This is a genomic window from Malaciobacter marinus (genome assembly GCF_003544855.1).
In the GTDB taxonomy this organism is placed as follows: domain Bacteria; phylum Campylobacterota; class Campylobacteria; order Campylobacterales; family Arcobacteraceae; genus Malaciobacter; species Malaciobacter marinus.
In genome coordinates this window covers 470,549-495,798 of record NZ_CP032101.1, presented here as the reverse complement: position 1 = coordinate 495,798, position 25,250 = coordinate 470,549, and the positions used below count along the sequence as shown (strand labels likewise).

General features: G+C 26.1%; 25 protein-coding genes. 17 read left to right on the top strand and 8 right to left on the bottom strand.

All coding sequences use genetic code 11. The features are described 5' to 3' along the window. Positions 1-22 precede the first annotated feature (22 nt). From AMRN_RS02435 to lhgO, 5 genes are all read left to right on the top strand, one after another. Positions 23-2,629 carry a PAS domain-containing sensor histidine kinase gene (locus tag AMRN_RS02435; protein ID WP_118897346.1) on the top strand — a complete coding sequence of 869 codons (2,607 nt, stop codon included), beginning with the start codon at positions 23-25 and terminating at the stop codon, positions 2,627-2,629. A gap of 15 nt (positions 2,630-2,644) precedes the next feature. Beyond that, on the top strand, positions 2,645-3,349 hold the full coding sequence (locus AMRN_RS02430; protein ID WP_099309772.1) for a response regulator transcription factor: 705 nt from the start codon (positions 2,645-2,647) through the stop codon (positions 3,347-3,349). Between the two features lie 115 nt (positions 3,350-3,464). Beyond that, a complete protein-coding gene (locus AMRN_RS02425; protein ID WP_099309773.1) occupies positions 3,465-4,484 on the top strand; it encodes a TAXI family TRAP transporter solute-binding subunit in 1,020 nt (339 codons plus the stop codon). Positions 4,485-4,596: 112 nt separating this feature from the next. Beyond that, the gene (locus AMRN_RS02420; protein ID WP_099309774.1) at positions 4,597-6,546 is read left to right on the top strand and encodes a TRAP transporter permease; all 1,950 of its coding nucleotides are present in this window, start codon (positions 4,597-4,599) and stop codon (positions 6,544-6,546) included. A 23-nt stretch (positions 6,547-6,569) separates the two neighbouring features. Beyond that, entirely contained in the window at positions 6,570-7,769 is a 1,200-nt protein-coding gene (lhgO, locus tag AMRN_RS02415) for an L-2-hydroxyglutarate oxidase (protein WP_099309775.1), read from the top strand. Between the two features lie 46 nt (positions 7,770-7,815). On the opposite strand, the gene AMRN_RS02410 is transcribed toward lhgO, so the two are convergent. The 4 genes from AMRN_RS02410 to rpsO form a co-directional block, all read right to left on the bottom strand. Continuing rightward, on the bottom strand, positions 7,816-9,114 hold the full coding sequence (locus tag AMRN_RS02410; RefSeq protein ID WP_099309776.1) for a M99 family carboxypeptidase catalytic domain-containing protein: 1,299 nt from the start codon (positions 9,112-9,114) through the stop codon (positions 7,816-7,818). A 17-nt stretch (positions 9,115-9,131) separates the two neighbouring features. Then, a complete protein-coding gene (locus AMRN_RS02405) occupies positions 9,132-10,181 on the bottom strand; it encodes a DHH family phosphoesterase (protein WP_099309777.1) in 1,050 nt (349 codons plus the stop codon). Then, complete coding sequence (locus AMRN_RS02400) at positions 10,178-10,579, bottom strand: RrF2 family transcriptional regulator (RefSeq protein ID WP_099309778.1); 402 nt, start codon at positions 10,577-10,579, stop codon at positions 10,178-10,180. Before AMRN_RS02400 ends, AMRN_RS02405 begins: the two co-directional genes overlap by 4 nt. Positions 10,580-10,731: 152 nt before the next feature. Beyond that, a complete protein-coding gene (rpsO, locus tag AMRN_RS02395) occupies positions 10,732-11,004 on the bottom strand; it encodes a 30S ribosomal protein S15 (RefSeq protein WP_099309779.1) in 273 nt (90 codons plus the stop codon). A gap of 141 nt (positions 11,005-11,145) precedes the next feature. On the opposite strand from rpsO, the gene AMRN_RS02390 reads away from it, so the two are divergent. Then, positions 11,146-11,985: a hypothetical protein gene (locus AMRN_RS02390; RefSeq protein ID WP_099309780.1), complete on the top strand. Its 840-nt coding sequence runs from the start codon at positions 11,146-11,148 to the stop codon at positions 11,983-11,985. A 37-nt stretch (positions 11,986-12,022) separates the two neighbouring features. On the opposite strand, the gene moaA is transcribed toward AMRN_RS02390, so the two are convergent. From moaA to AMRN_RS02375, 3 genes are all read right to left on the bottom strand, one after another. Next, on the bottom strand, positions 12,023-12,991 hold the full coding sequence (moaA, locus tag AMRN_RS02385) for a GTP 3',8-cyclase MoaA (RefSeq protein WP_099309781.1): 969 nt from the start codon (positions 12,989-12,991) through the stop codon (positions 12,023-12,025). Between the two features lie 66 nt (positions 12,992-13,057). Then, positions 13,058-13,684 carry a Crp/Fnr family transcriptional regulator gene (locus AMRN_RS02380; RefSeq protein WP_099309782.1) on the bottom strand — a complete coding sequence of 209 codons (627 nt, stop codon included), beginning with the start codon at positions 13,682-13,684 and terminating at the stop codon, positions 13,058-13,060. A 9-nt stretch (positions 13,685-13,693) separates the two neighbouring features. Next, on the bottom strand, positions 13,694-14,611 hold the full coding sequence (locus AMRN_RS02375; RefSeq protein WP_099309783.1) for a glycosyl transferase: 918 nt from the start codon (positions 14,609-14,611) through the stop codon (positions 13,694-13,696). Between the two features lie 98 nt (positions 14,612-14,709). On the opposite strand from AMRN_RS02375, the gene AMRN_RS02370 reads away from it, so the two are divergent. After that, entirely contained in the window at positions 14,710-15,375 is a 666-nt protein-coding gene (locus tag AMRN_RS02370) for a Crp/Fnr family transcriptional regulator (protein ID WP_099309784.1), read from the top strand. Further along, positions 15,372-16,364: a type IV pili methyl-accepting chemotaxis transducer N-terminal domain-containing protein gene (locus AMRN_RS02365; RefSeq protein WP_099309785.1), complete on the top strand. Its 993-nt coding sequence runs from the start codon at positions 15,372-15,374 to the stop codon at positions 16,362-16,364. The genes AMRN_RS02370 and AMRN_RS02365 overlap by 4 nt, the downstream gene beginning before the upstream one ends. Here the strand turns inward: AMRN_RS02365 and AMRN_RS02360 are convergent. Then, positions 16,354-16,920, bottom strand: a complete 567-nt coding sequence (locus tag AMRN_RS02360) for a precorrin-2 dehydrogenase/sirohydrochlorin ferrochelatase family protein (RefSeq protein ID WP_099309786.1) — start codon at positions 16,918-16,920, stop codon at positions 16,354-16,356. The genes AMRN_RS02365 and AMRN_RS02360 overlap by 11 nt on opposite strands. A gap of 180 nt (positions 16,921-17,100) precedes the next feature. Here AMRN_RS02360 and napA point away from each other — a divergent pair, with 180 nt between their 5' ends. From napA to AMRN_RS02315, 9 genes are all read left to right on the top strand, one after another. Beyond that, positions 17,101-19,905, top strand: coding sequence for a nitrate reductase catalytic subunit NapA (gene napA, locus AMRN_RS02355; RefSeq protein ID WP_099309787.1), 2,805 nt, complete (start codon positions 17,101-17,103; stop codon positions 19,903-19,905). 148 nt (positions 19,906-20,053) lie between these two features. Then, positions 20,054-20,830, top strand: a complete 777-nt coding sequence (gene napG / locus AMRN_RS02350; protein ID WP_099309788.1) for a ferredoxin-type protein NapG — start codon at positions 20,054-20,056, stop codon at positions 20,828-20,830. Continuing rightward, positions 20,823-21,641 carry a quinol dehydrogenase ferredoxin subunit NapH gene (gene napH / locus AMRN_RS02345; protein ID WP_099309789.1) on the top strand — a complete coding sequence of 273 codons (819 nt, stop codon included), beginning with the start codon at positions 20,823-20,825 and terminating at the stop codon, positions 21,639-21,641. The genes napG and napH overlap by 8 nt, the downstream gene beginning before the upstream one ends. After that, entirely contained in the window at positions 21,638-22,243 is a 606-nt protein-coding gene (locus tag AMRN_RS02340; RefSeq protein WP_099309790.1) for a nitrate reductase cytochrome c-type subunit, read from the top strand. The genes napH and AMRN_RS02340 overlap by 4 nt, the downstream gene beginning before the upstream one ends. A gap of 44 nt (positions 22,244-22,287) precedes the next feature. Continuing rightward, positions 22,288-22,764 carry a ferredoxin-type protein NapF gene (locus AMRN_RS02335; protein ID WP_099309791.1) on the top strand — a complete coding sequence of 159 codons (477 nt, stop codon included), beginning with the start codon at positions 22,288-22,290 and terminating at the stop codon, positions 22,762-22,764. After that, positions 22,765-23,739 carry a WD40 repeat domain-containing protein gene (locus AMRN_RS02330; protein WP_099309792.1) on the top strand — a complete coding sequence of 325 codons (975 nt, stop codon included), beginning with the start codon at positions 22,765-22,767 and terminating at the stop codon, positions 23,737-23,739. Next, entirely contained in the window at positions 23,740-24,126 is a 387-nt protein-coding gene (locus AMRN_RS02325; RefSeq protein ID WP_099309793.1) for a chaperone NapD, read from the top strand. It begins immediately after the preceding gene. A 1-nt stretch (position 24,127) separates the two neighbouring features. Next, positions 24,128-24,571, top strand: coding sequence for a PAS domain-containing protein (locus tag AMRN_RS02320; RefSeq protein WP_099309794.1), 444 nt, complete (start codon positions 24,128-24,130; stop codon positions 24,569-24,571). Positions 24,572-24,613: 42 nt separating this feature from the next. Further along, positions 24,614-25,003, top strand: a complete 390-nt coding sequence (locus AMRN_RS02315) for a hypothetical protein (protein WP_099309795.1) — start codon at positions 24,614-24,616, stop codon at positions 25,001-25,003. Positions 25,004-25,250: the final 247 nt, after the last annotated feature.

Here is a 25,250-nt window from a genome sequence, read left to right as displayed (position 1 = left end):
AAAATTATAAGGCTAAGATTAAATGCTATTTAAATCTAATAAAAAATATACTCTTTCTGATATCCAAAAACTTTTTTCTCAAATTCCAGTAATATTTATTTTATTACTTGCAATACTATCTTTAATCATCTCTTATTTTCTTTTAGAAACAAAAAAAAATACAAAAATAGATTTACTTAAACAAAAAGCCTTTTTAAACTATGAATTTAAAAAAAAACAAGAACTAAATGAATTTAGAATCAAAGTAAAAGAGCAATTAAAGGAAATATTTTTACATGAAGAGATTTTACTAAAAAAAGTTACTTATAAAACAATAGGATATTTAGAATCAAACTCATTAAGTAAGTTTGAATTACTAACTGATTATTTAAAGAAAATTGAAAAAAACAATAATATCGAACTTGTTGTTTTTACAAAAAATAATCTAAATATTTTATATGGAAAAGAGTCTATTTATTATCTTAAAAAACTTATTTTTAATACAAATAAAACAATACATGAAGATGTAACTTTAAAATATATTTATTCACAAGGTCAAAACAATCTACAATATTGGAAAGATGATTTAAAAAAAACTGTAAGATTAAGTTTTTTTGATAAAATAAATATCAATGGATATGAGTATTATATTGGTTCATTGTCTACAATTAACTCAATAAAAGAGATTACAAAAGAAGCACTAATAAATACAATACAAAAAGAAAACTATAATATTTGGTTTTATGATGTAATAATGCAGGATACTTACAATTTCCATGGTAAAAAAAGATTTCATAAATCAAATGTACTCTTAAAAAATAAAAAAAATAATATCTCTTATAATATATTAGAATACTATTTTATTGATAACGAATATAGCAATCTATTTAATAACACATTTTTTTACGACAAATATAATTTTTTAATTGCTTCTTTTTATAATACAAATGAAATAACAAAAGAGATTAAAGATAAAATAGGAAAAATAACAAAAGAGTACAACAATTTATTTTTTCAAATTTTTACCTTAATTATTGCTACGACATTATTTTTAGTATTATTTACTTATATTTTTTCTAATTTTATTAATAATATATTTAAAGAATACAATGATAAACTTGAGAATAAAACACTCTCTTTAGAACACTGGAAAAAAAGATTTGAATTAGCAATTATTGCTTCAAATGATGGTTTATGGGATATTGACTTTAAAACAAAGAAAATATATTTTTCAGATAAGTGGTTTGATATGTTTGGTTATAAAAAAGACGAAGTACAAACATTTTCAGATTGGTTTTCACTAATACATAATGAAGATAAAAAAAATGTAGAAAAACTTTTTGATAAAATTTTTGCAAAAGTTGATGATACTTTTATATGTGAATATAGACTTCAAACAAAAAATGAAGGTTTTAAATGGGTTTTAGCAAGAGGAAAAGCTTTCACTAACAACACAGATGAATTAGATAGAATGCTTATGATGTCTATGGATATTGACAAAAATAAAAGAATGAAAAAAGAGCTTTTAGATGTAGAGTATTTAGTTGAAGATGGGAAAATTGTTATTTTTAAACTTAATAATGATAAAGATTTAACGGTTAAATATATTTCAAATAGTATTAAAACTTTTGGATATACAAAAAAAGATTTTGAATCAGAATCTATGAATTTTATGAATTTAATTCATGAAGATGATAAAAATAAAATGCAAGTAGCAATCAATGCTGCATTAAAAAATGATTTACCAAACTTTACAGTTGAGTGTAGAATAAGAAACTTAGCAAATGAGATAAGATGGATATCAAGTAGAGTAATCTTGATTAAAAATCATTCTGGAGAAATATCATATTTTTATGGCTATATAAATGATATTACTAAAATAAAATTAAGTGAAGAAGAGTTAAAACTAAAAGTAGAAGATGAAGTTAAAAAAAATAGAGATAAAGATAGACTTTTAATTCAACAAAGTAAATTAGCCGCAATGGGAGAAATGCTTGGAAATATAGCTCATCAATGGAGACAACCTTTAAATAATGTATCATTAATTATTCAATTTTTAAGAGATAATTATCACAATGAATCAATTACAAAACCTCAACTTGAAAAATTTATAAATAAAGCAAATAAACACATAGAGTATATGAGTGAAACAATAGATGATTTTAAAAATTTTTACAAACCTTCAAAAACACAAACAAATTTTTCTATAAAAGAGTCTATAAACACACTACTATATATGATAAAAAATCAATACTCAAATGACAATATAAAAATAGAGTTTGATTGTGAAGATATAATAATAACAGGCTATGAAAATGAATTGAAACAAGCATTATTAAATATTTTAAATAATGCAAAAGATGCTTTACTTTTAAAAAAAGAGCAAAAAGAGTTTGAAGCAATAATTACAATTTTTGTCAAAAAAGTACAAAATAGTTTAATCATAGAAATTTCAAATAATGGAGATAATATAAAAGATGAAATAATTGATAAAATATTTGAACCTTATTTTACAACAAAGTTTGAGCATCAAGGCACTGGTATAGGTCTTTATATGACAAAATCAATTATACAAACAAATATGAAAGGTAAAATTGAAGTAGAAAATATAAAAGATGGTGTGAAATTTATAATCACACTAAATATTTAATTAATAGGATAAATTATGGATAAGATAACTACAAGAGTTTTATTAGTTGAGGATGAAGAAGATGCAAGAGAAATATTAAGCTTTTATCTTGATACAATTTTTGATGAAGTTCAAATTGCTTGTGATGGGCAAGAGGGTCTTAATATTTATAAAAAGTATTATGAAGAAGAAAAATCTTTTGACTTAGTTCTAACAGATATAAAAATGCCAAATAAAGATGGCTTAACTATGGTAGAAGATATAACAAAACTAAACGATGAACAAAAATTTATTATTGTATCTGCATATAAAGATGAAGAGTATTTATTTAAATCAATAGGATTAAATATAATATCATATTTTGTAAAACCATTAGAAATAAAAACGGTAATGGAGATTTTAAAAAAAGTAAAATCAAAAGTTTTAGAAGACAAATCAAAAAATGAAAATTTAAGTGAAATAATCAATTTAAATAAAACTTACTCTTTTAATACAAAAACAAATCTATTATATAAAAAAGATGAATTAATCCATCTTTCTAAAAAAGAGACCCTTTTACTTAAAGCACTAATAACAAATATAAAGCAAATTAAAACAAAAGAGTTTTTAAAAAAATCCATATGGAATGATACAAATACATCAGATGCAACAATGAGAACTGTTATAAAAAGAGTAAAAGATAAGGTATCTGATGATGATTTTATTAGTTCAATAAAAGGTATTGGTTACATTATAGAGTAATAAAAGCCCAAAAATACACAAATTTGACATAAATTTTAAAATTTGAAACAATTTTGAAACAATTTTGTTTCAAAATATGTTATACTTTTTTTGTAAAAATTAAAAGGAGAACAAAATGTCAAAATTGTCATTTTTAAAAAAGCTTTTTGTTTCATCTGCAATAACTACAGTTATGTTAACAAGTGCAAATGCAGCAAAAAATGAATCAAAATATGTAATTGCAACAGCAAGTACAGGTGGGACTTATTATCCAGTAGGTGTAGGAATTGCAACAATTGCTTCATTAAAATTAGCAAAAAGTAGTAATCTAACTTTTTCAGCAATTACATCAGCTGGTTCTGGTGAAAATATTGATATGCTTGAAAAAGGTGAAGTGAATTTTGCTATTTTACAAGGTCTTTTTGGTTCTATGGCTTGGCAAGGAAAAGCTAAATATAAAAATAATCCAAAGAAAAATTTAAGATCAATTTCTATGTTATGGCAAAATGTTGAACAATTTACTATAACAAAAGAGTATGCAAAAACTGGAAATATCAATGATTTAAAAAATCTTTATGGTGAAAGATTTTCAATTGGTGGAAGAAGTTCAGGTTCTAGAGTTTCTGCTGAAACAATTATGGAATCTCTTGGTATAAACTATAATAAAATGAATATACAATACTTAGGATATACTCCAAGTTCAACTGCTTTACAAGATGGTAAAATTGAGGGTATGAATACTCCATCTGGTCCTCCAACATCAGCTGTTACAAATGCTTTTGCGTCTATTGGAAATGATAAAATAAAAGTATTAGATTTTAATAAAAATGATTTAAAGAAAATAAGTGATAATTATCCAGTATGGACTCCTTTTACTATTAAAGCAGGAACATACCCAGGACAAGACAAAGATATCAATACAATTGCTCAACCAAATTTACTAGTTGTTACAAAAGATACACCAGAAGAGACTGTATATCTTTTAACAAAAACAATTTATGAAAACTTGCCATTTTTAAATACTGTTCATAAAGCTACAAAAGCTATGTCTTTAAATAAAGCTATATCAGGTCTTCCTATGCCTTTACATCCAGGTGCAGTTAGATTTTATAAAGAAAAAGGAATTGATATTCCTAAAAGTCTTATTTTAGAATAATCAAGAATTTTACTTACCAAAATAAGAATAAATATTCTTCTTTTGGATATATATTATATAAGTAATTATAAATTATTTATGTAGTTTATATATAAAACAATAGGAAAACAAAATGATAAAAATTAAATATTTTAAAGAAATCACTTTTATTTACGCGATATTTATATCACTATTTCATTTTAGTGTAAATATTTGGGGAGGATTAAGTAATTTATGGTTTAACTCTGCACACTTTGCACTTTTAGCTTCTCTTGGTTTTTTAACTTATGAAGCAAGTAAAGATAAAAATGAAGTTTCAATTTTAAATCTAATTTTTGCAATATTGTCACTTTTAACATTCTTTTATATGATGTTTTTTGAAGAGAGCCTTTATGCTGTTGCTAATTCACAAATGAGAACAAGTGATATAATTGTAGCAAGTATGACTATTTTATTAGCAATTGAAATGGTTAGAAAATCAACAGGATATGTAATACCTGGAATAATTGTTTTTTGTATTGCATACATATTATTTTTAGGACAACAATTTGAGGGTGTTTTTGCTTTTGGTGGTATGAGTGTAGAAAGATTTCTTTATAGAATGTTTTATACAAATGAGGGCTTATTTGGTCCTATTGCTACAATATCTTCAACTTATGTATTTATGTTTATTTTATTCGCTGCATTTTTATTAAAATCTGGTGCAGGTGATTTTATAGTTGATGTTGCAAACGCAGTTGCTGGGAAATATACAGGTGGTACTGGTCATGTAGCAGTTATTTCATCGGCTTTAATGGGAACTATATCAGGTTCTGCTGTTGCAAATACTGTTTCAACAGGTTCCATTACTATTCCTATGATGCAAAAAGCAGGTTTTAAATCAAAATTTGCAGCAGCAGTTGAAGCAGCAGCTAGTACAGGGGGTCAAATTATGCCTCCAATTATGGGTGCTGGTGCATTTATTATGGCGCAAATGACTCACATTCCATTTATTACTATTATCTCTGTTTCTGTTTTGCCTGCAATTTTATATTTTGCTTCAATAGCATTTTACATTAATATTCATGCTAAAGAAAATAAAATAAAAGGTGAAAATAGTAATGTTAAAATATTACCTATTTTAAGAGAGGGCTTTCACTTTGTAATTCCTTTATCAACTTTAATTGGTTTATTAATCTATGGATTTACACCTACATATTCAGCAGGTATAGCAATAGTAACTATAGTTTTAGCTTCATATCTTACAAAAAATAAAAGAATGGGAATAAAAGATATATTAGAAGCTTTAGCACTAGGTAGTAAAAATATGATTGTAACTGGTGTTTTACTTATTGCTGTTGGAATTATTGTAGGTGTTATTAATATATCAGGAATTGGTATTACTTTTTCTCAATTAATTATGGAATGGTCAGGGAATTCACTTTTTATTGCTATAGTTTTAATTGCTATTGCATCTTTAGTTTTGGGAATGGGATTACCTGTTACTGCATCATATGTTGTTTTATCAGTTTTATCTGCACCTGCTTTAGTAGGATTAATGTTAAGTCCAGAAATGGCAGCACTTGTAAATGCAGGAGTTCAAATTCCTGAAGTTACTATGTATTTATTATCTGCACATTTAATAATATTTTGGTTATCACAAGACTCAAATTTAACTCCTCCTGTATGTCTTGCTGCATTTGCAGCTGCTGCAATTGCTAAAACACCTCCAATGGCTACTGGTATGACATCTTGGAAAGTTGGAAAAGGTATGTATATTATTCCATTACTTTTTGCATTCACACCCTTAATTAATGGAACTTGGATAGAAAGGTTTGAAGTATTTGGTTTTGCATTATTTGGAATTATGTCTTTTTCAATTGTAATGGAAGGATTTTGGGATAGAAAAATGAGTATATTAGAAAGAGCTGTATTTGCAGTTGCTGCAATACTTTTATTAACTCCAGATACTATTTTTAACATGCAAAGTTACTTAGGAGTAGTTCAAAATACTCATATTGTTGGGTTTGGTATTTTTGCTGTGACAATTATAATGCATAAAGTATTATTTAAAGAAGAAAGCTCATATGCAAAAGCTAATTAATTTAAAAAATATAGGATTTTAAAATGTATGATTACTTAATAATTGGTGCTGGTATTATAGGATTAAATATTGCGAAGAATTTAAAAGAAAGGTTTCCCTCTTCAAAAATTCTACTTTTAGAAAAAGAGAAAGAAGTAGGATTACATAGTTCAGGTAGAAATTCAGGAGTTTTACATGCAGGTTTTTATTACACTGCAAACTCATTAAAAGCTAAGTTCACAAAAGAGGGAAATGAAGCATTAAAAAAGTTTGTTAAACAAAGAGGTTTAAAAATAAATGAATGTAAAAAAGTGGTTGTAGCTACAAATGATAAGGAGCTTGAGGGATTAGAAGAGCTTAAAAGAAGAGGTGATGCAAATAGTGTTGAACTTCAATGGCTAGATGAAAAAAGTTTAAGTAAACTTTATCCTAATATTAAAACATATAAAAAAGCTTTACTATGTCCAAGTACAGCTACTGTAAATCCAAAAGAAGTTACAAAAGAGTTTGCAAAAGTTATTCAAGAATTAAAAATAGAGCTTATTTTAGATTGTAAATATATCTCAAGTAATTGCAATGTAGTATCTACAACAAAAGGAGATTTTCAAGCTATGAAAGTTATAAACTGCGCAGGTTTATATGCTGATACAATAGCAAAAGATTTTGGATTTTCAAAAGATTATGTAATTATTCCATTTAAAGGCATATATTTAAAAGATAAAAATAATAATTCAAATTTAAAAACAAATATTTATCCTGTACCAAATCTTGCTAATCCTTTTTTAGGAGTACATTATACTTTAACAGTGGATAATGAAAGTAAAATTGGACCTACTGCTATTCCTGCATTTTGGAGAGAGAATTATAAAGGTTTTGATAACTTTAAGTTAAAAGAGTTTATTCAAATTTTATATTATGAATCAAAACTATTTATAAGTAATGCTTTTGGTTTTAGAAGTTTAGCTTTTAGTGAGATAAAAAAATATTCATTATCTCATCTAAAAAATCTTGCAATGACTCTTACAAATAAAAAAATGAATCATAAGGGCTTTGATTCATGGTCAACTCCTGGAATTAGAGCACAATTATTAAATAAAAATACTTTAGAATTAGTACAAGATTTTGTAGTTGAATCAGATGAAAATTCAATACATGTACTAAATGCTGTTAGCCCTGCTTTTACATCATCAATTCCCTTTGCAAATTGGGTAGTTGAAGAACATATATTAAAAACAACAAACTAATATATATACATTAAGTCTATAAATATAAAACTATTTATAGACTTGTTTAATCAAATTCAACTAGTATCATTCCAAGAAAATATTTATCTTTATAGACTTCAATCTTATAAATTTTATTATCTTTGGAGATACTAAATCTTTTTTCTAATTTATCAAGAGTAATCTTTATATTATTCTCATTTATTATATTATCTTTTGAAAAACCTATAACATTAACTCTATAATCATTATTTGCTTTTACTTTAAAATACTCTTTTACTTTGATTGTATCTGAAAAATTAATTTTTCTTTTTTCTCCATCAAACTCAATTAAAATATTTTTTATTTCATTTTTATAATCAAATCTTTGAGGATGTAATTTTGCAACTGTTTTATTTCCAATTTTTAAATAATATATACCATTTTTATAAATTTTTGCTCCTAAAGGATGCTTAAAATCAAAACTATTTTGAGTATGTTTTAAAGGAAAATAGTATAAATTTGGTTTGATATTATTTAAATCAAGCTTTATTACATCATTAATAGACACACTCATAAAATTATTTAGAATTGTACTAAGTTGTTCTAAGTTATTCAAATCAAAATTTTTTTCATACTTTATACCCATAATGTCCATAAATCCCTCAATTGCTTTTAATTGGTATTTTACTTTTTGAGTTAAGTTAGTAATATTTTTACTTGTTTCAACAGCAAAAGCAGGTTTATTATTTTTAATAGCAAAATAAGTTAAAGATAATTGCATTTGCTCATCTTTTTCTTTTGTTTTTGTATTTTTAATATTAAAAGTATGATAGTCTTCTAATAGCTCATCATTTATATTTTCACTAACTTTTTTAGCAAGTTTTGTAAGGTTAAAGTATCTATGTTCTTTTTTTAAAAGCTCTTGATCGATAATAAATGCTTGTCCCCAAGCACTTGGATTAAATATTGAATTTTGCCAATTATGTCTATAAAAGCCTCTTCCATCATGTAAATTCAATATTAAATCAATTTGTTCATTTTTGATAATTTTTTTGATTTTTATAATATCATTGTAGTCTTTATCAGCTTTGCTAACAAAGTTAAACTTTCGGTTCATATCACCATGAATTCCTCTTCTGTTTCTAATTAAACTTTCAAAATTTAAATTAGGAACAAGCCATAAAGAACCTTTTTTTATTTTATAATTACTTACAAGTATAGAACTTGCAAAGTACCCACCTGGCTCATCACCATGTATTCCACCAATAACTAAAAGAGTATCACCTTTTTGTTTGGACTCTTTTTTATATAAATCAAAATTTAAATCCTCTACAGCAGCACATACATTATAAATTAAAAAAATTAAAAAAATTAATCTTGACAAAACAAGCCTTTAATTAATCAATTTAATGTATTTAGCTTGTTTTGAATATAACTTCTAACTTGCTGATAATCTATTGTTTCTTTAAAGTCCTCAAACTTTGCTCCACTTGCATTTACATGGCCGCCACCTTTTGCAAGTTTTTGAGCAATATATGATACATCAACTTTTCCATCTGCTCTAAAACTAGCATTTCCTTTTCTTCCAACATCAATAAAAAAATCATAATCAGGATTTGCTTTTAAAAAAGCATTTGCAGGAATAGAGATAGAACCTAAAGTATAAGTTAATAATCCTTTATGCTCTTTATAATGAATAGTTAAATTATCTTTTATTTTTTCTAAAGAAGAGACTAGGTACTTTGCACTTAAATTATCTATTGTATCATCAATCCCACTAGTATTTAAAAACTCTTTTTTTAGCTTATGAATATCATTGTCAAGTTGAATATTTGCATTCTCTTTAGTAATATATGTGGCTGCTTTTTTTAATAAAAAAATTCTAAAATCTCTATTTAAATCAGCAAATAAAACATTGTTAATCTCTCTTACACGACTTATCATACTTAAAAGAACTTTCCCAAATTCAAAATTAAAAGTCTCATTATCTAACCAAATATCAATAGCATTTACACTATTTATTAAAGGTTTAATCCATTTATCATCATCTTTAAAACCGCCATACTCTTGTGTTATATAATCATAAGTTATTTTTGCAGCACATCTATTTAAATCTAAGAAATACCAATCATAAGTATCTGCGCTTTTTTGTCCTGTTGCATGGTGATCTAAAAGTTGTAGTTTTATATTAAAACCTTCTTCTTTTAACTTATTTATATCTTTATGTAAATCTTTTGATTCTTGATATGTTAAATTCAAATCAGTTATTAAAAGAAATATCTCTTCACTTTTGTCAAGATTGTTTATTAGTTCTAAAACTTTTTTTATACTAAGTTTTACTTCAAGTCCGTAGTTTGCATTTAAAAAAACTCCACTTTTAAAAAACTCTTTTGTTAATAATTGGCAAGAAAAACCATCTAAATCTGTATGGGATATATGAAATAATTTCATGAAGCTATGTCCTTAAGGGTTAAGTCCTTCAAGAACACGTTTATTTTATTTTGTAAATTATTTAGTAAAGGCCAAATTGTACAAGTATTAGCAACATCTGATGGGCATGAATTTGCTGATGGAGAGCACTCAAATACAGATGGTATTCTCTCTTCTGCTGCTGTTGTTATTTCCAATATTGTAAGTTTGTCATATGATTTTTTCAAAGCAAATCCACCATTTACACCTCTGTGAGACACTACAATATCTTGCTTTGCTAAATTTTGCATTATTTTTGCTAAAAATGACTTTGAGATATTAAGCTCTTTTGATAAAACATCAACATTTTTTGGTTTGTCACTTTTTGCAATTGATATTAAAGATAACAATGCATATTCGCTTTTTTTTGTTAATAACATACTTTTCCTAACTAATTTTTAATAAACATATTCTACTAGAAGTAAAATTAATATTAATTTTTTTTAAAAACTAAATTCTGTATTTATAAAAAATTTAAAAAAAAAGGTTGCAAGAAAACTTGCAACCTTTAAAGATTTCAGTTTAAATAAACTTACTTAGCTCTAATTCCTAATTCAGTAACTACTGCTGTGAATCTATCATGAGCTGTATTTTTTAAATATTTTAAAAGTCTTTTTCTTTTACCAACCATTTTTAAAAGACCTAATCTTGATGAGTGATCTTGTTTGTTGATTTTTAAATGCTCAGTTAATACTCTAATTTGCTCTGTTAATAATGCAATTTGTACTTCTGAAGAACCTGTATCTTTATCATTTTTTTTGAACTTTGCAATAATACTTGCTTTTACGTCCTGATCTAAAGCCATAATGACCTCCTAATAGGTATATAATCTCACTTAAACAAATTTTAAGTGGACGCGAATTATATCAAACTATTATTAAAGCTAGTTTAAGTTATAATTAAACCTTCTTCAAAAATAAAATCCCTACTTCTTAAAAGGAAATTTATGTTAAATATCACCTATAAAAAAGAGATTATATATAAACTTTATATGCTTGTAGCCTTTGCTATTTTTGCACTTGTAATGTATCAAGGATATATTCAAAAAGGTGGAGTTTATACCCTATTAATGTTTTTAGCATTTTTTTTAATGGCTTTTCAGATTGCATCTATATTTTATGTTTTACTGGTTCAAAGAAGATTAGAATTAAAAGTTGAAAATGATATTTTATCTTGGACAGTTTATGATAATAAAAAAGTATATAAAACAAATAGTATAAATATTAAAGACATTAAAGATACAAAAACTGAGATAAACTACCTTACTGGAAATATTTATTCAAATTTCACTGCTACTTTTACACTAAATGATGATAAAAAAGTTGTTTTAACAGATGGACTTTTATATGATTTTGGACTTGAAAAGTCTGAAGAAATTGCTACTTTTTTATTAAAATATAATTTAGGGCATAAAGATGATATCAAGTTTATAAAACTTATTGATGAATTAAATATTGATATAGCTAAAGAGCAAAAATTTATTAAAAAAGATGAGAAGTCTTATATTATAGGTGTTATATCAAAAAATAAAAAAGAATTTTTGGCATTAAGATTACAAATAGAGTCTTTATATAAAGATTATAATGATGTACAAAAAAATACTAATAATGAATTTATGGTAAAAAATACTCAATTAAAAGATAGTTTTATTGCTCTTCGTTCAAATCCTATTGGATATATGGTAGAGTTTTATAATGTAAATAAAAAGCCTGAACTTAAAATGTTAAAAGAGTTTAAAGGTGTTACTATTAAAAATAAATTAGCAAATATTGTAAGAAATAAATAGTAAAAGTAAAACTTTTACTATTTAAATAAAAGGATTTTCATCCTCCCGTTTCATAAAATGCTCTTGTTGAAGTTTCAGTTCCATCTTCTTCTGACCATTTGTTTTTTTCAGGTTTTGTTCTTAAAACCTCTTTTAAAATATCAACTGCTTTATCAATCTCATCATTTTGAACCGCATCTTTAATACTCATTGCATCTTCAAAATATAAGCATGGAATTAAGAATCCCTCAGCTGTTAATCTGATTCTATTACATGAAGCACAAAAATCATCTTTATGAGGTTCAATTATTCCAAATTGATAACCATCTTCTAACTCATAATATTGAGCAGGTGAACTAGTGTCTCTTGGAACCATTTTAAAATTATATTTTTTAGAAATTATATCTTTAATCTCTTTTGAGTCTAAACCTTTTGCACTATCTTTTGCATAATGATTTTCCATAAACTCAATAAATCTTACTACATATCCTCGTTCTTTACAAAACTCTAAAACTTCTATAATTCCATCATCATTTATTCCTTTTATAGGAACACAATTTACTTTGATTTTCAAACCTACTTCATCTGCTTTTTTTATTCCTTCTAAAACCTTTGCCAAAACATCTTTTTGAGCAATTTTTGCTGCTACATCTGGCTTTAAAGTATCAAGTGAAACATTGATTCTTTTTAGTCCAGCATCCTTGAGTTTTTGGGCAACTTTAGGTAATAAGTAAGCGTTTGTTGTAAGTGCTAAATCTATATCACTTTTATAATCATATATCATTTTAATAAAGCTGTCTAAATCTTCTCTTAAAAGAGGTTCACCACCTGTAATTCTAACTTTTTTTATACCCTCATCAATTGAAACTTTTATAAATTTAAATAAATCTTCATATGAAAGTAAGTTCTCTTTTGGAACCCACGAAAAAGGTTTTTCAGGCATACAGTATTGGCACCTAAAATTACATCTTTCAGTAACAGATACTCTTAAATAATCAACAACTCTATTATGTCCATCTATTAACATAATTTTCTCACTTTTTTTTAAAAATTTTAAAAGCTTAATATAAAAAAGCTTAATTCTAGAAAAATTTTAACTATAAATTGTTATAAGTTCTTCTTGATTTATAGTTTTATTTTTCATATCAATAAGACTTTTGTCTTTATAATTTCTAAGTACTCTTGATAAAGTCTCAGGTGTTATATTAAGCATTTGAGCAATTAGAATATTTTTTGTATTAAAAAAGTCTTCTTGATTCTCAACTATATATTTTGCAACTCTTTGATGTGTATCTAAAACCAATTGTGAAGAGATGATTCTTTCTAAATTTTTTATCTTTTTTATAAGTGAAGATTGTATTTTTAAAATTAAATCTTCATTTGAATAGATAATTTTTCTAAATTTTTCAAAATCAATTTTTAAAACTTCACACTCACTATATGCAACAGCACTTGCTGGATAAGGTATCTTTTCAAAATTACTTAATTCTGCGATAAGTTCATTATCATAAAAATACTTCATAACAATCTCTTTACTGTTACTTGTGCTTTTATAAAGTTTAACTACACCTTTTATTAATAAATGTAAATATTTTGATTCATCACCTTCATAAAAGATGATATTATCTTTTACATAATTACTTTTAACAGAAATATTTTCTATTTGTCTGATCGTCTTTTCATCTAAATCTTTAAATAAATAAAGCTCTTTTAAATTCATGTACCATCCTTAATTTAATCGCTGCCAAGCTTCATCTAAAGAGTTAACTCTTTTTGAAAAGAGTAAATATAATGCAATATTAAACTTACTTAGCTTTATAATCTCTTCATCAGGATTATTAATTATATTTTTAGTCTCTTCTAAAGATATATGTTCATATTTTCTATTATAATTAATACCATAATCTTTTAAATTAAAACTTGTTTCAACTATTTTTTCATCTATTTTTTGCCAATACTTACCATCTGAAAAGACCTCAGGACTACCCTCAGCTCCTTTTACTACGCTTACATCTTCAAAATAGTCTTTAAAAACTTCAATATACTTTTTCACATATGGTTTATGAAAAGCTGTAGTTACTGCATATTCACTTTTTGCAACTCCTAAAAGTTTTTCTACTGTATTAAAAACAGTTCTAAGGCCTAATTCATGCCTTACTGAAGTTAAATCACTTAATTGTTTTAAATAATTTGCCCTATTAAAAGTATATATATTCTCACCTAAATCATACTCTAAAACCAAATCTTTTGTACACATTCCAATCTTTGCTGGTTGTAACTTATCTGTTGAAATTATTAAATTTAGAGGTTTAATATCACTGTTTTTTTCATAAAACTGCTTTAATATATCTTTGAATAAAGGGAATAAAAAAGGATTTCTTACTCTTCCATCAAATGAATAACCAAGCTCAATTGAGTCTTTTACTTCATAAAATTGCATAAAATTTCTCAGTGCTTTTACACAAGCTTTTAGTTCATCATCACTTTCAAGTTTTACTCTAAATCCTATTAAAAATGCTCCTATTTGCGCATCACTTGCCTCTTTATTTAAGATTTTTGTTATTGCATCTATAACCTCATCTTCTTGTAAATCTCTATTTCCTTTAAAACCTGTTCCAACAGCTTTTATATATTTTTTAAAACTCAATTTCTAACCTTATTAATGAATATTATAATATAATTAATCAAATTTTATAATAGGATAATATAGAATTGCTTAAATAAAAAAATTACAAAAGGATATTATTGTTATTAGAAGATACTATAAAAAATATTGAATTTTTTGAAGAACTAAATGAAAAACAAGTAAATACATTAGCTAGCTTTTCAAATGTATCTACTTATCCTAAGAATTCAATTTTATATTATGAAACGGAAATAAATAATAAACTTATGTTTCTAGTAGATGGTTTAATAAAAATATATAAAGTTGACAAATTTGGAAACGAGATTTTTTTATATCACATATATAAAAATAGTATGATATCAGAGCTATCTTCATTAGATAGTAAAGAAATACAATGTTTTTCAAATGCTGAATTTACGCAAAATTCAACTATATTGGTTGTTGATTATGAAAAGTTTAAAGAAAACTTTTTAGATAAAAATATTTTAACTTCAAAGCTAATTGAAGTTTTACTAAAAAAAAGTCAACAATTTCAATGTATTATAAATAGAGAATTAGTATTTGATGCAACTGCTAAAGTTGCATTTATGTTAACTCAAGATTTAGATATGTTTAATCAATTAAAAAGACAAGAAGTATCATTTATGTTACATATTCAACCAGAAACTTTATCAAGAGTTTTAAAAAGATTAAGTAGAAATAAAACAATAAGTATCCAAAATAGTAAAGTAACAATTCTAAACAAAGAAGAACTTGTATCAATATTCAAAGGAATTGGTGTATGAAAAAAACAGCAGCAATAAGTAATAAAATCAAAACAATTGGTTTATTATTTGTTATTTTAATGTCAAGTGTTATAGCAACAACAATATATTTAAATGCAAAAAATGAAAAAGATGCTCTAATAATAAATATTGCAGGTAAACAAAGGATGCTAACTCAAAAAATATCAAAAAATGTATTTTATCTTTATCACAATAATCAACATAGTTTTTCAGAACTTGATAATGCAACTCAAGAATTTATATATAACTTAAACTCTTTAAAAGATGGAAATCATTTAATCAAAATAGAACCAGCACCAACTACTGCTATTTCTAATCAAATATCAAAAGTAGAGATTTTATGGTCTAGTTTTTATAAAAATATTGAAGATATTAAAAAACTATTACAAAATAGAAATGGGAAAAATGAAAAAACATTAAAAATTTTAGTTGATACTGTATATGCTACTAACAATAATTTACTAAATGAAGTTGATAAAATTGTAAGTTTATATACAACATATTCAGAAAGAAAAACAACATTTATAAAATATTTTCAATATCTTTTTGCACTAATAATTATTAACTTAATTATCTATAGTTATTTTCAATTAAAAAGTATGGAAGAAAATGCTAAAAAATTTATAGAATTATCTAATAAAATAAAAGAAGGCAAATTAAATGAGCCGATTGATTTAATACATTTTGAAGCAGAAAAAGAGATAGTAGAAGCAACAAATACACTTAATTGCTTTATCAATAAAATAAATGCAGCAATGGCTTATTCAGATAATGCTTCAAAAAAACTAGAAGATTTGACAAATGAATTTGATGAAATCCTTGATGAATTAAGTGAATCAAGAGATTTATCAAGCCAATTATATAAAAGTGAAGATATGGTAATTGAATCACAAGAAAATTTATTAAACTTTACTCATAAATTAGAAGAGCTTAAAAAAGAGCTTAACTCTTTATCTAAAAATTGTAAAACAAAAGAATCTATTGTTTAAAATTCTGAATATATTTTTGGGCCTTTTGTCTTAAAAGGTCCATTCTCTTTTTTCCCTTTGGTAAAGTTGTTCTTAAATCTTTCATTTGCTTTAAAAAACAATCAATATCATTAGGAATTAATTTTTCAATATATTTTTTAAACTCTTTAGCAAATGCTGGTGCACTTCCCATTGTTGATACACATACAACTAAATCATCTTTTTTTATATATGAGGGTAAAATAAAATCACAATACTCTTCAAAGTCTGAAAAATTACACATGATTTTCTTATCTTTTGTTTCTTCATAAATATTTTTTTGTAATTTTAAATCATCAACTGCCACAATTAATATATCAATTTTTTCTAAATATTTACTATTGTAATTGTCTTGTAGATATATTAAGCTATATTTATTTATTGTCATTTTAAGTTCAGTCTTGATATGTGAAGAAACAATCATAATATCTTTAGTAAACTTTAACAGTGAAAGGACCTTTCTATGAGCCACTTCACCTCCTCCAATTACTAATACCTTTTTATTTTTCATATTTAAAAATATTGGTAAATAATTCAAATCATTCGCCTTAAGTGTTTTTTTAATTCTACTTTATTTTATGTTAAAAAGTAGTTTTAAAACAATTAAAACCCGACAAGAATTATCTTAATTTAAACTTATATTATTTGACTAAGGTCAATTATTATATTTAAAATAAGTGATACAATTCTTATGAAACAAAATTTTAAAGGAGATAAGATGTCGCTTTCAAGAAGAGATTTTCTTAGAAGTTCAGCCGCAGCTTCTGCAGCAGCAGCAGTTGGTATGAGTATGCCAACAGAAGTTCAAGCAGCAGCAAATAAGCTAGAGGGTGACTGGAGATGGGACAAAGCAGCTTGTCGTTTCTGTGGTACTGGTTGTGGTATTATGCTTGCTACGAAAAATGGAAAAATTGTTGCAGTAAAGGGTGATCCAGCAGCACCTGTAAATAGAGGGTTAAATTGTATTAAAGGTTATTTTAATGCAAAAATCATGTATGGTGCCGATAGATTAAAGCAACCTTTACTAAGAGTTAATGCAAAAGGTGAATTTGACAAAAATGGAAAATTTGCTCCTATTTCTTGGGAAAGAGCTTTTGATGAAATGGAATTTCATATTAAAAAAGCACTTAAAGAGTCTGGACCTGAGGGTGTTGGTGTATTTGCTTCTGGACAATATACAGTTATGGAAGGTTATGCAGCTCAAAAAATGATGAAAGCTGGATTTAGAAGTAATGCAATTGATCCAAATGCAAGACACTGTATGGCATCAGCTGTTGTTGGTTTTTACCAAACTTTTGGTATTGATGAACCATCTGGATGTTATGATGACATTGAACTTACTGATACTGTTGTTTCTTGGGGTTCAAATATGGCAGAAATGCACCCTATTTTATGGTCAAGGGTAACTGATAGAAAATTATCTGATCCTAATAATGTAAAAGTTATTAACCTTTCAACTTATAGACACAGAACTTCAGATTTAGCAGACATTGAAATTATCTTTAAACCAAATTCTGATTTAGCTTTATGGAACTATATTGCAAGAGAGATTGTATATAATCACCCTGAATCAATTGATTGGGATTTTGTAAAAGAACATATTGTATTTGCTGCAAGTCCAGTAAATATGGGTTATGGTATGAGAAGATCTGATGAAAAAGCCATCAAAGAAGGTAAATATACTGATAAAGAAATGGAAACTATTTCTAAAGAAATGTCAAAAATAGTTTCAGAAGATGAAGCTCCTGCCTTAGCTCCTTATGGATACAAAGCTGGGGATAATATGATAAATAAACCAGCTGGTTTAAAACACTGGGAAATCTCTTTTGAAGAGTATAAAAAATTCCTAGATCCATATGATGCAGATTATGTAACTCAAGTATCAAAAGGTGATCCTGATGAAACTGATGAAGAGTTTAAGAAAAAAATCAAAGAATTAGCTAATTTATATATTCAAAAAAATAGAAAAGTAGTATCATTTTGGACTATGGGTATGAACCAACATACAAGAGGAACTTGGGTAAATACTTTAGCATATAATGTTCACTTTTTATTAAATAAACAAGCAAAACCAGGTTCTGGTGCATTTAGTTTAACAGGACAACCAAGTGCTTGTGGAACTGCAAGAGAAGTTGGAACTTTCTGTCATAGATTACCTGCTGACATGATGGTAAAAGTTAAAAAACATAGAGATATTTGTGAAAAAGCTTGGAAAATTCCAAGTGAAACTTTAAATCCTGTTGGAAATCAACATATTATGAAAATTCACAGAGATATTGAAGATGGCGTAGTAAAATTTGCATGGGTAAATGTTTGTAACCCATATCAAGATACTGCAAGTGCTAGTCATTGGATAAAAGCAGCAAGAGAGATGGATAACTTTATTGTTTGTTCTGATGGATATCCAGGTATTTCTGCAAAAGTATCTGATTTAATTTTACCAACTGCTATGATTTATGAAAAATGGGGAGCATATGGTAATGCAGAAAGAAGAACACAACATTGGAGACAACAAGTTCTACCAGTAGGTGATTCAATGTCAGATACTTGGCAATGGGTTGAATTATCAAAAAGATTTACGGTAAAAGATTTATGGGGTGAATATACATTAAGAAATGGTAAGAAACTACCAGATGTTATTTCAAAAGCAAAAGCTATGGGATACGATGAAAATACATCTATGTATGATATTTTATTTGCAAATGAAAAAGCAAAATCTTATAAATTAGATAAAAATGATCCAATTCAAGCAGGTTTTGATAACTCTGAAGGATATGGAGATAGCAGAAATGTTGTTGGTAGTGATGGCGAAATATTTAAAGGATATGGATTCTTTATTCAAAAATACTTATTTGAAGAGTATGCAGATTTTGGTAGAGGTCATGCACATGATTTAGCTGATTTTGATACTTATCACAAAGTAAGAGGATTAAAATGGCCAGTTGTTGATGGTAAAGAGACTCAATGGAGATTCAATACTAAATATGATCCTTATGCTAAAAAATATGGAAAAACTGGAACTGACTTTGCTTTCTATGGAAAATTAGCAAAAGCTTTAGCACAAGGTGATTTAAAAGGAATAACAGACAAAAATAAAAAACCTTTAAAAAATAAAGCAAAAATCTTTGCAAGACCTTATATGGATTCACCTGAAATGCCAGATGAGCAATATCCAGTATGGTTAAGCACAGGTAGAGTACTTGAACATTGGCACTCTGGAACTATGACAATGAGAGTTCCTGAATTATACAGAGCAGTACCAGAAGCACTTTGTTATATGCATCCAGCAGATGCAAAAAAATATGATGTAAAACAAGGTGGACTTTGTTGGGTTGAAAGTAGAAGAGGAAAAGTTAAAGCAAGAGTCGAAACTAGAGGAAGAAATAGACCATCAAGAGGACTTGTATTTGTACCTTGGTTTGATGAAAAAGTGTTTATTAATAAAGTTTGTGCTGATTATACTTGTCCTCAATCAAAACAAACAGATTTTAAAAAATGCGCTGTGAAAATATATAAAGCATAGTTATTAAAATTGAGTTGATAATGATAGAAAATGCAGATCTAATGAGCAATCTTTACTTGTGTCATGGAAGTTCATTATCAATTAATATTATCAATTCAAAAAAGGGAGTATTGTCTTGAGCAATAACATTCCAAGAAAAGATCAAAAGATGAATAGAAGAGAGTTTTTTTTAAATGGTGCTAGAGCCTTAGGGCTTACAGCACTTGGAGGTTTAGTATGGAGTGCATATGTAGATGAAGTAACAGCATCATCACTTTTATTAAGACCCCCAGGAGCACTTGATGAAAATGATTTTCTTAAAACATGTATTAAGTGTGGGATGTGTGTTGAAGCATGTCCTTATGATACATTACAATTAGCAAAACCAGGAGATAACATGCCTTTAGGAACACCATATTTTATTCCTAGAGATATTCCATGTTATATGTGTCCTGATATACCATGTGTACCTGTATGTCCAACAGATGCATTAAATGAGAAACTAGTAACAACAAAAAATAAGCTTGATATAAATAAAGCTTCTATGGGTGTTGCTGTAATTGATGATAACAGTTGTATAGCTTTTTGGGGTATTCAATGTGATGCATGTTATAGAGCATGTCCACTTTTAGGTGAAGCAATTACTATTGAATATACTAAAAATGAAAGAACAGGGAAACACGCTTTTTTAAAACCAGTTGTTCATGCAGATGTATGCACAGGTTGTGGTTTATGTGAGAAAGCATGTGTTACTCAAAAAGCAGCAATTTTTGTATTGCCAAATGAGGTTGCAAAAGGGAAAGCTGGAGATTATTATATCAAAGGCTGGGATAAAAATGATGAAAAAAGATTAGAAAAAGCAACAAGCGAAACTACTAAGACAAAAATTAGTGAAAGAAAAGCAGTTGACTCTTTAAATGACTTAGGAGGGATTTTAGATGATTAATTTAATCAAAAAAAGTAAATTCCTAATAGCAAGAAGAATCACTCAAATTACTATTATGTTTTTGTATATCGCAGCTAATATTTGGGGCTTTAACTTTCTTATGGGAAACCTTAGTTCATCAAAACTTTTAGACACAGTTCCTTTAAGTGACCCTTATGCAGTACTTCAGATGTTTACAGCTGGTGCAGTAATAGCAAGTGATGTTTTAATAGGAGCTATTATTATATTTGTATTTTATATGTTTATTGGTGGAAGAGCATTTTGTTCTTGGGTTTGTCCTGTAAATATGATTACTGATTTAAGTAACTATATTAGAAGAAAATTTGGATTTAATAAAATTTTAAAAAGACAACCTGCAACAAGAAACATAAGATATTATGTATTAGTTTTAAGTTTGATACTCTCATTTTTTATGGGATATGCAGCATTTGAATTTGTTTCTCCTGTATCAATGGTACATAGAGGTTTAATATTTGGATTAGGATTTGGTTGGGCAGCTATTGTAATTATATTTTTATTTGATCTTTTTGTATTAAAAAATGGCTGGTGTGGTCATATATGTCCAATTGGGGGTTTTTACTCACTTATTGGAAGATTTAGTTTAATAAGAGTTCATCACAATCATGAAAACTGTACAGCATGCATGAAATGTAAAGAAGTTTGTCCTGAATCACAAGTACTATTTATGGTAACAAAAGATTCAATTCCTGTAACATCAGGAGAATGTACAAACTGTGGAAGATGTGTAGAAGTATGTGATGATGATGCTCTTAACTTTTCAATAAAAAATTTAAAAAAGGAAACAAAATGAAGTTAACTAGTATAACTTTAGGTATAGCAACAGCAGCTGTATTATTTGCTGCTGGATGTGCAACAAGCCAAAAAACTGTTAGTGAAGAGTCGTTAGGTTTAAGAAAAACTGACATATATACAGAAAAATCAACAATAGCAGATAAAACAAAGTATTCAACTTCTCCTGCTGGAGCAGGAATGATATATGAAAGAGCATTTGAGAATGCTCCTCCAATGATTCCTCATGATATAGAGGGTATGTTACCAATTACTATTAATAATAATGCTTGTACAACTTGCCATACTCCTGGAATTGCAGAGTCAATGAATGCAACACCTATTCCAAAATCACATTTTACAGACTTTAGACCAGTGACAAAGCTTCTAAAAGATGGTAAAATTGAAAAAGATGGTAAAGTATATACAAATACAAGTGATTTAAAATTAGCTGATTATAAAAAGTTAAATAGTCTAGCTGGTGCAAGATTTAATTGTAGTCAATGTCATGCTCCACAATCAGATGGACAATTAGTTGATAATACTTTTAAAGCTGATTTTAAAACAGAAAATGCAAATAAGTCATCAAATTTAATTGACACTATGAATGAAGGTGTTAAATAAATATTAAAATAGAAGATATTCTCTTCTATTTTAAAAGGTAAAACATGAAAAGAAGAGAATTTTTCAACTCAATAAAATCAAAAATTAAAAAAGAAGAAGAAAAACAGATAATAAGACCTCCTTATTATAAAGACAAAAATCTTTTTTTAAAAGAGTGTATAAATTGTGAGGGCTTTTGTGTTCTAGCTTGTGAAGAAAATATTATATCAATAAATGAAGATAAAACACCAATAATTGATTTTTCAAATGGTGGTTGTACTTATTGTGATGAGTGCGCAAATGCTTGTCCAACAGAAGTATTAAATATAGAAAACAAAAAAAATATTGATGTTAATATATCAATAAATATACTAAAATGTCTTGCATGGAATCAAACAATGTGTTTTTCATGTAAAGATCCTTGTTTAGATGATGCAATAGATTTTGTTGCTATGTTTAGACCTGAAATAAATAATAATTGTACTTCTTGTGGATTTTGCATTAAGTACTGTCCTGTTGATGCAATCGAAATAGGAGCATAAATGAAAACTTTTAAAATAGTATTATTAGTAGTTTTTTCAGTACTTAGTTTACAAGCTAATATAAATATACTAAAATCAACAAACTCTTTTACTACAAGTGGTGGTGTTACAGATATGCTTATAAAAAAGCAAAAATTATATGTAGCAACTACAAATAGCACCATTGATATCTTTGATATTAATACAAAAGAAAAAATCAAACAAATCACTATTCCTAAAATAAAAGATTTTATAGGAGATACTATTAATGCTAAAATTTATAGTGTTGATGTAATTGATGATAAACTATTAATACTTTCACAAGGAAATAAAGGTGGAAGAAATATTTTTATTTATAAAAATGAAAAGTTACATACAATAATCAGTGATAAAAAAAGACAATTTATTGCAAAAGCAATATTTCTTTCTAAAGACAAAATTCTTTACTCATTATTAAGTAATCAACTCTTTTTATATGATTTAAAAGATCAAAAAATAGTTTATGAAAGACAAGCTTCTCAATCAAGATTTTCTGATTTTTCTTTAAATGATGATAAATCAAAAATAATTATTGCAGATGAGAGTGGTGTTTTACATGAATACCAAACTTCAAATGGTAAATTTATTAAAGATTATAAATATCAAAACCTAGATAATGTTTATCAAGTAGATTGGAAAAAAAATAAAATAATAACTGCTGGACAAGATAGAAGAAGTGTTGTTTATAATGCAACAAACAAAAATGCTTATTATAAAGAAGCAGATTTTTTAATATATAGTTGTGCTTTAAGTCCTAGTGCAAAGTTAGCAGGCTTTTCAAGTGATGAGTTCAATAACGTAACAATATTTAATACCTTAACAAAAGCAGACTTATACAAACTAACAGGAAGTAAAATGATTATTACAAATATTATTTTTTTAAATGAAAATGAAATATTTGTATCAAGTGATGATAGTAAAATAAACTATTATAAATTAGAAAATAAAGGATTTTAAATGAACATTTCAAGTATTGTTGTACAAACATTACCAAAATATTTAGATGAAGTTGTGAAAAATTTAAAAGATTGTGAAGTATGTGAGTATCATATACATGATGAACTTGGAAGAATTATTGTTACAATTGAGGGTAAAAATGTTGAAGAAGAACTTGAAAATTTAAGAGTGATTGAAAACATTCCCCATGTAATTAGTGCAGATATGCAAATGGCTTATAGTGAAGAAGAGTTAAATGAACATATGGAAGTTTTAGAAAATTCTGATGTTGTTCCAAGTATGCTAAATGATGAGACAATAAAAGCTGAAGATATTGTTTATAATGGTGATTTAAAAAAGAAGAATGTTCAAGGATTTGCTAAACATTTTGATAAAGTAGGAAAATAAGATGCAATATAAGCAAAGTGAATTTCTAATAGAAACAATTGTTCCAAAAGATGAATTAATAGTTTCAAGAACTGATTTAAAAGGTAATATCACTTATGCCAATGATACTTTTACACAAATTAGTGGTTATGAAGTAGATGAACTTATAGGTAAACCTCATAATTGTGTAAGACATCCTGATATGCCTAAAAAAGTTTTTGAAGAGTTATGGAGTAGCTTAGAAAAAAATCAATCATGGAGTGGAGTTATAAAAAACCTACGAAAAGATAAAGGTTTTTATTGGGTTCATGCTCAAATAAATGTTGTAAAAAAAGATGGTAAAATTGTAGAATACAAATCAATAAGAACTCCAATATCATTTAAAGATAAATTAAAATACCAAAAATTATATGACAATATAAAAAAAGAAAACAATGAAAAAACAAGAGTTGTTTCATATATTTAAAAAACTACACAATATTTTCACACTTATATAGTAAAATTACATATGAAAAAGTTGATTTTTTTTAAAGTAATTTTACTTTGTTTATCTCTAAATCTTTATGCTTCATCAACAAATATCAAAAATGCCCATGCAATTGGAATTTTTGATGAAAATGGTAATGGAGAAAATGTACAACATACAAGAAAAACAAAAGCTGATTATAATGGTACTTGTTTTACAAAAATAGTTGTAATTGGAAAGTTTTACCATACAAAACCTGAAGTTTATATAGGAAATTCAAAGGGTTATTTTCAAAAATCAAAATCTATTTATAATAAAAGAAAAATCAAAATTGGTGAAGTTTTAACATATCAACATTTTAATGTTTCAAGTGGTTATATAAATGTAAAGATTGATAATAAGACATATGATTTTAAAGTTTTTGTAAAATAAACTATTTTTTATAAACAAATTCATTACTTTAAAGCTAAATTTAATTTTTATATTTAAGAAATTTGTAAATTTACAGATACACCTTTTACAGTTTAAAACAACAAGCTTATTATAAGATAAACTAATATTTTTTCATCTACAAGTACTATTTCACAGATACTTTACAAAAGCTACATATTTTATATAAATAATTTATACATAAAATCAAATTATCATTTTTGAATGAATATTCACTTAAATTATAATT

What these genes read in the sequence shown, in the direction of transcription:
- AMRN_RS02435 (WP_118897346.1), top strand. Translation starts at nt 23, where the DNA reads ATGCTATTTAAATCTAATAAAAAATATACTCTTTCTGATATCCAAAAA.
- AMRN_RS02430 (WP_099309772.1), top strand. Translation starts at nt 2,645, where the DNA reads ATGGATAAGATAACTACAAGAGTTTTATTAGTTGAGGATGAAGAAGAT.
- AMRN_RS02425 (WP_099309773.1), top strand. Translation starts at nt 3,465, where the DNA reads ATGTCAAAATTGTCATTTTTAAAAAAGCTTTTTGTTTCATCTGCAATA.
- AMRN_RS02420 (WP_099309774.1), top strand. Translation starts at nt 4,597, where the DNA reads ATGATAAAAATTAAATATTTTAAAGAAATCACTTTTATTTACGCGATA.
- lhgO (WP_099309775.1), top strand. Translation starts at nt 6,570, where the DNA reads ATGTATGATTACTTAATAATTGGTGCTGGTATTATAGGATTAAATATT.
- AMRN_RS02405 (WP_099309777.1), bottom strand. Translation starts at nt 10,181, where the DNA reads ATGAAATTATTTCATATATCCCATACAGATTTAGATGGTTTTTCTTGC.
- AMRN_RS02400 (WP_099309778.1), bottom strand. Translation starts at nt 10,579, where the DNA reads ATGTTATTAACAAAAAAAAGCGAATATGCATTGTTATCTTTAATATCA.
- rpsO (WP_099309779.1), bottom strand. Translation starts at nt 11,004, where the DNA reads ATGGCTTTAGATCAGGACGTAAAAGCAAGTATTATTGCAAAGTTCAAA.
- AMRN_RS02390 (WP_099309780.1), top strand. Translation starts at nt 11,146, where the DNA reads ATGTTAAATATCACCTATAAAAAAGAGATTATATATAAACTTTATATG.
- moaA (WP_099309781.1), bottom strand. Translation starts at nt 12,991, where the DNA reads ATGTTAATAGATGGACATAATAGAGTTGTTGATTATTTAAGAGTATCT.
- AMRN_RS02380 (WP_099309782.1), bottom strand. Translation starts at nt 13,684, where the DNA reads ATGAATTTAAAAGAGCTTTATTTATTTAAAGATTTAGATGAAAAGACG.
- AMRN_RS02365 (WP_099309785.1), top strand. Translation starts at nt 15,372, where the DNA reads ATGAAAAAAACAGCAGCAATAAGTAATAAAATCAAAACAATTGGTTTA.
- napA (WP_099309787.1), top strand. Translation starts at nt 17,101, where the DNA reads ATGTCGCTTTCAAGAAGAGATTTTCTTAGAAGTTCAGCCGCAGCTTCT.
- napG (WP_099309788.1), top strand. Translation starts at nt 20,054, where the DNA reads ATGAATAGAAGAGAGTTTTTTTTAAATGGTGCTAGAGCCTTAGGGCTT.
- napH (WP_099309789.1), top strand. Translation starts at nt 20,823, where the DNA reads ATGATTAATTTAATCAAAAAAAGTAAATTCCTAATAGCAAGAAGAATC.
- AMRN_RS02340 (WP_099309790.1), top strand. Translation starts at nt 21,638, where the DNA reads ATGAAGTTAACTAGTATAACTTTAGGTATAGCAACAGCAGCTGTATTA.
- AMRN_RS02335 (WP_099309791.1), top strand. Translation starts at nt 22,288, where the DNA reads ATGAAAAGAAGAGAATTTTTCAACTCAATAAAATCAAAAATTAAAAAA.
- AMRN_RS02330 (WP_099309792.1), top strand. Translation starts at nt 22,765, where the DNA reads ATGAAAACTTTTAAAATAGTATTATTAGTAGTTTTTTCAGTACTTAGT.
- AMRN_RS02325 (WP_099309793.1), top strand. Translation starts at nt 23,740, where the DNA reads ATGAACATTTCAAGTATTGTTGTACAAACATTACCAAAATATTTAGAT.
- AMRN_RS02320 (WP_099309794.1), top strand. Translation starts at nt 24,128, where the DNA reads ATGCAATATAAGCAAAGTGAATTTCTAATAGAAACAATTGTTCCAAAA.
- AMRN_RS02315 (WP_099309795.1), top strand. Translation starts at nt 24,614, where the DNA reads ATGAAAAAGTTGATTTTTTTTAAAGTAATTTTACTTTGTTTATCTCTA.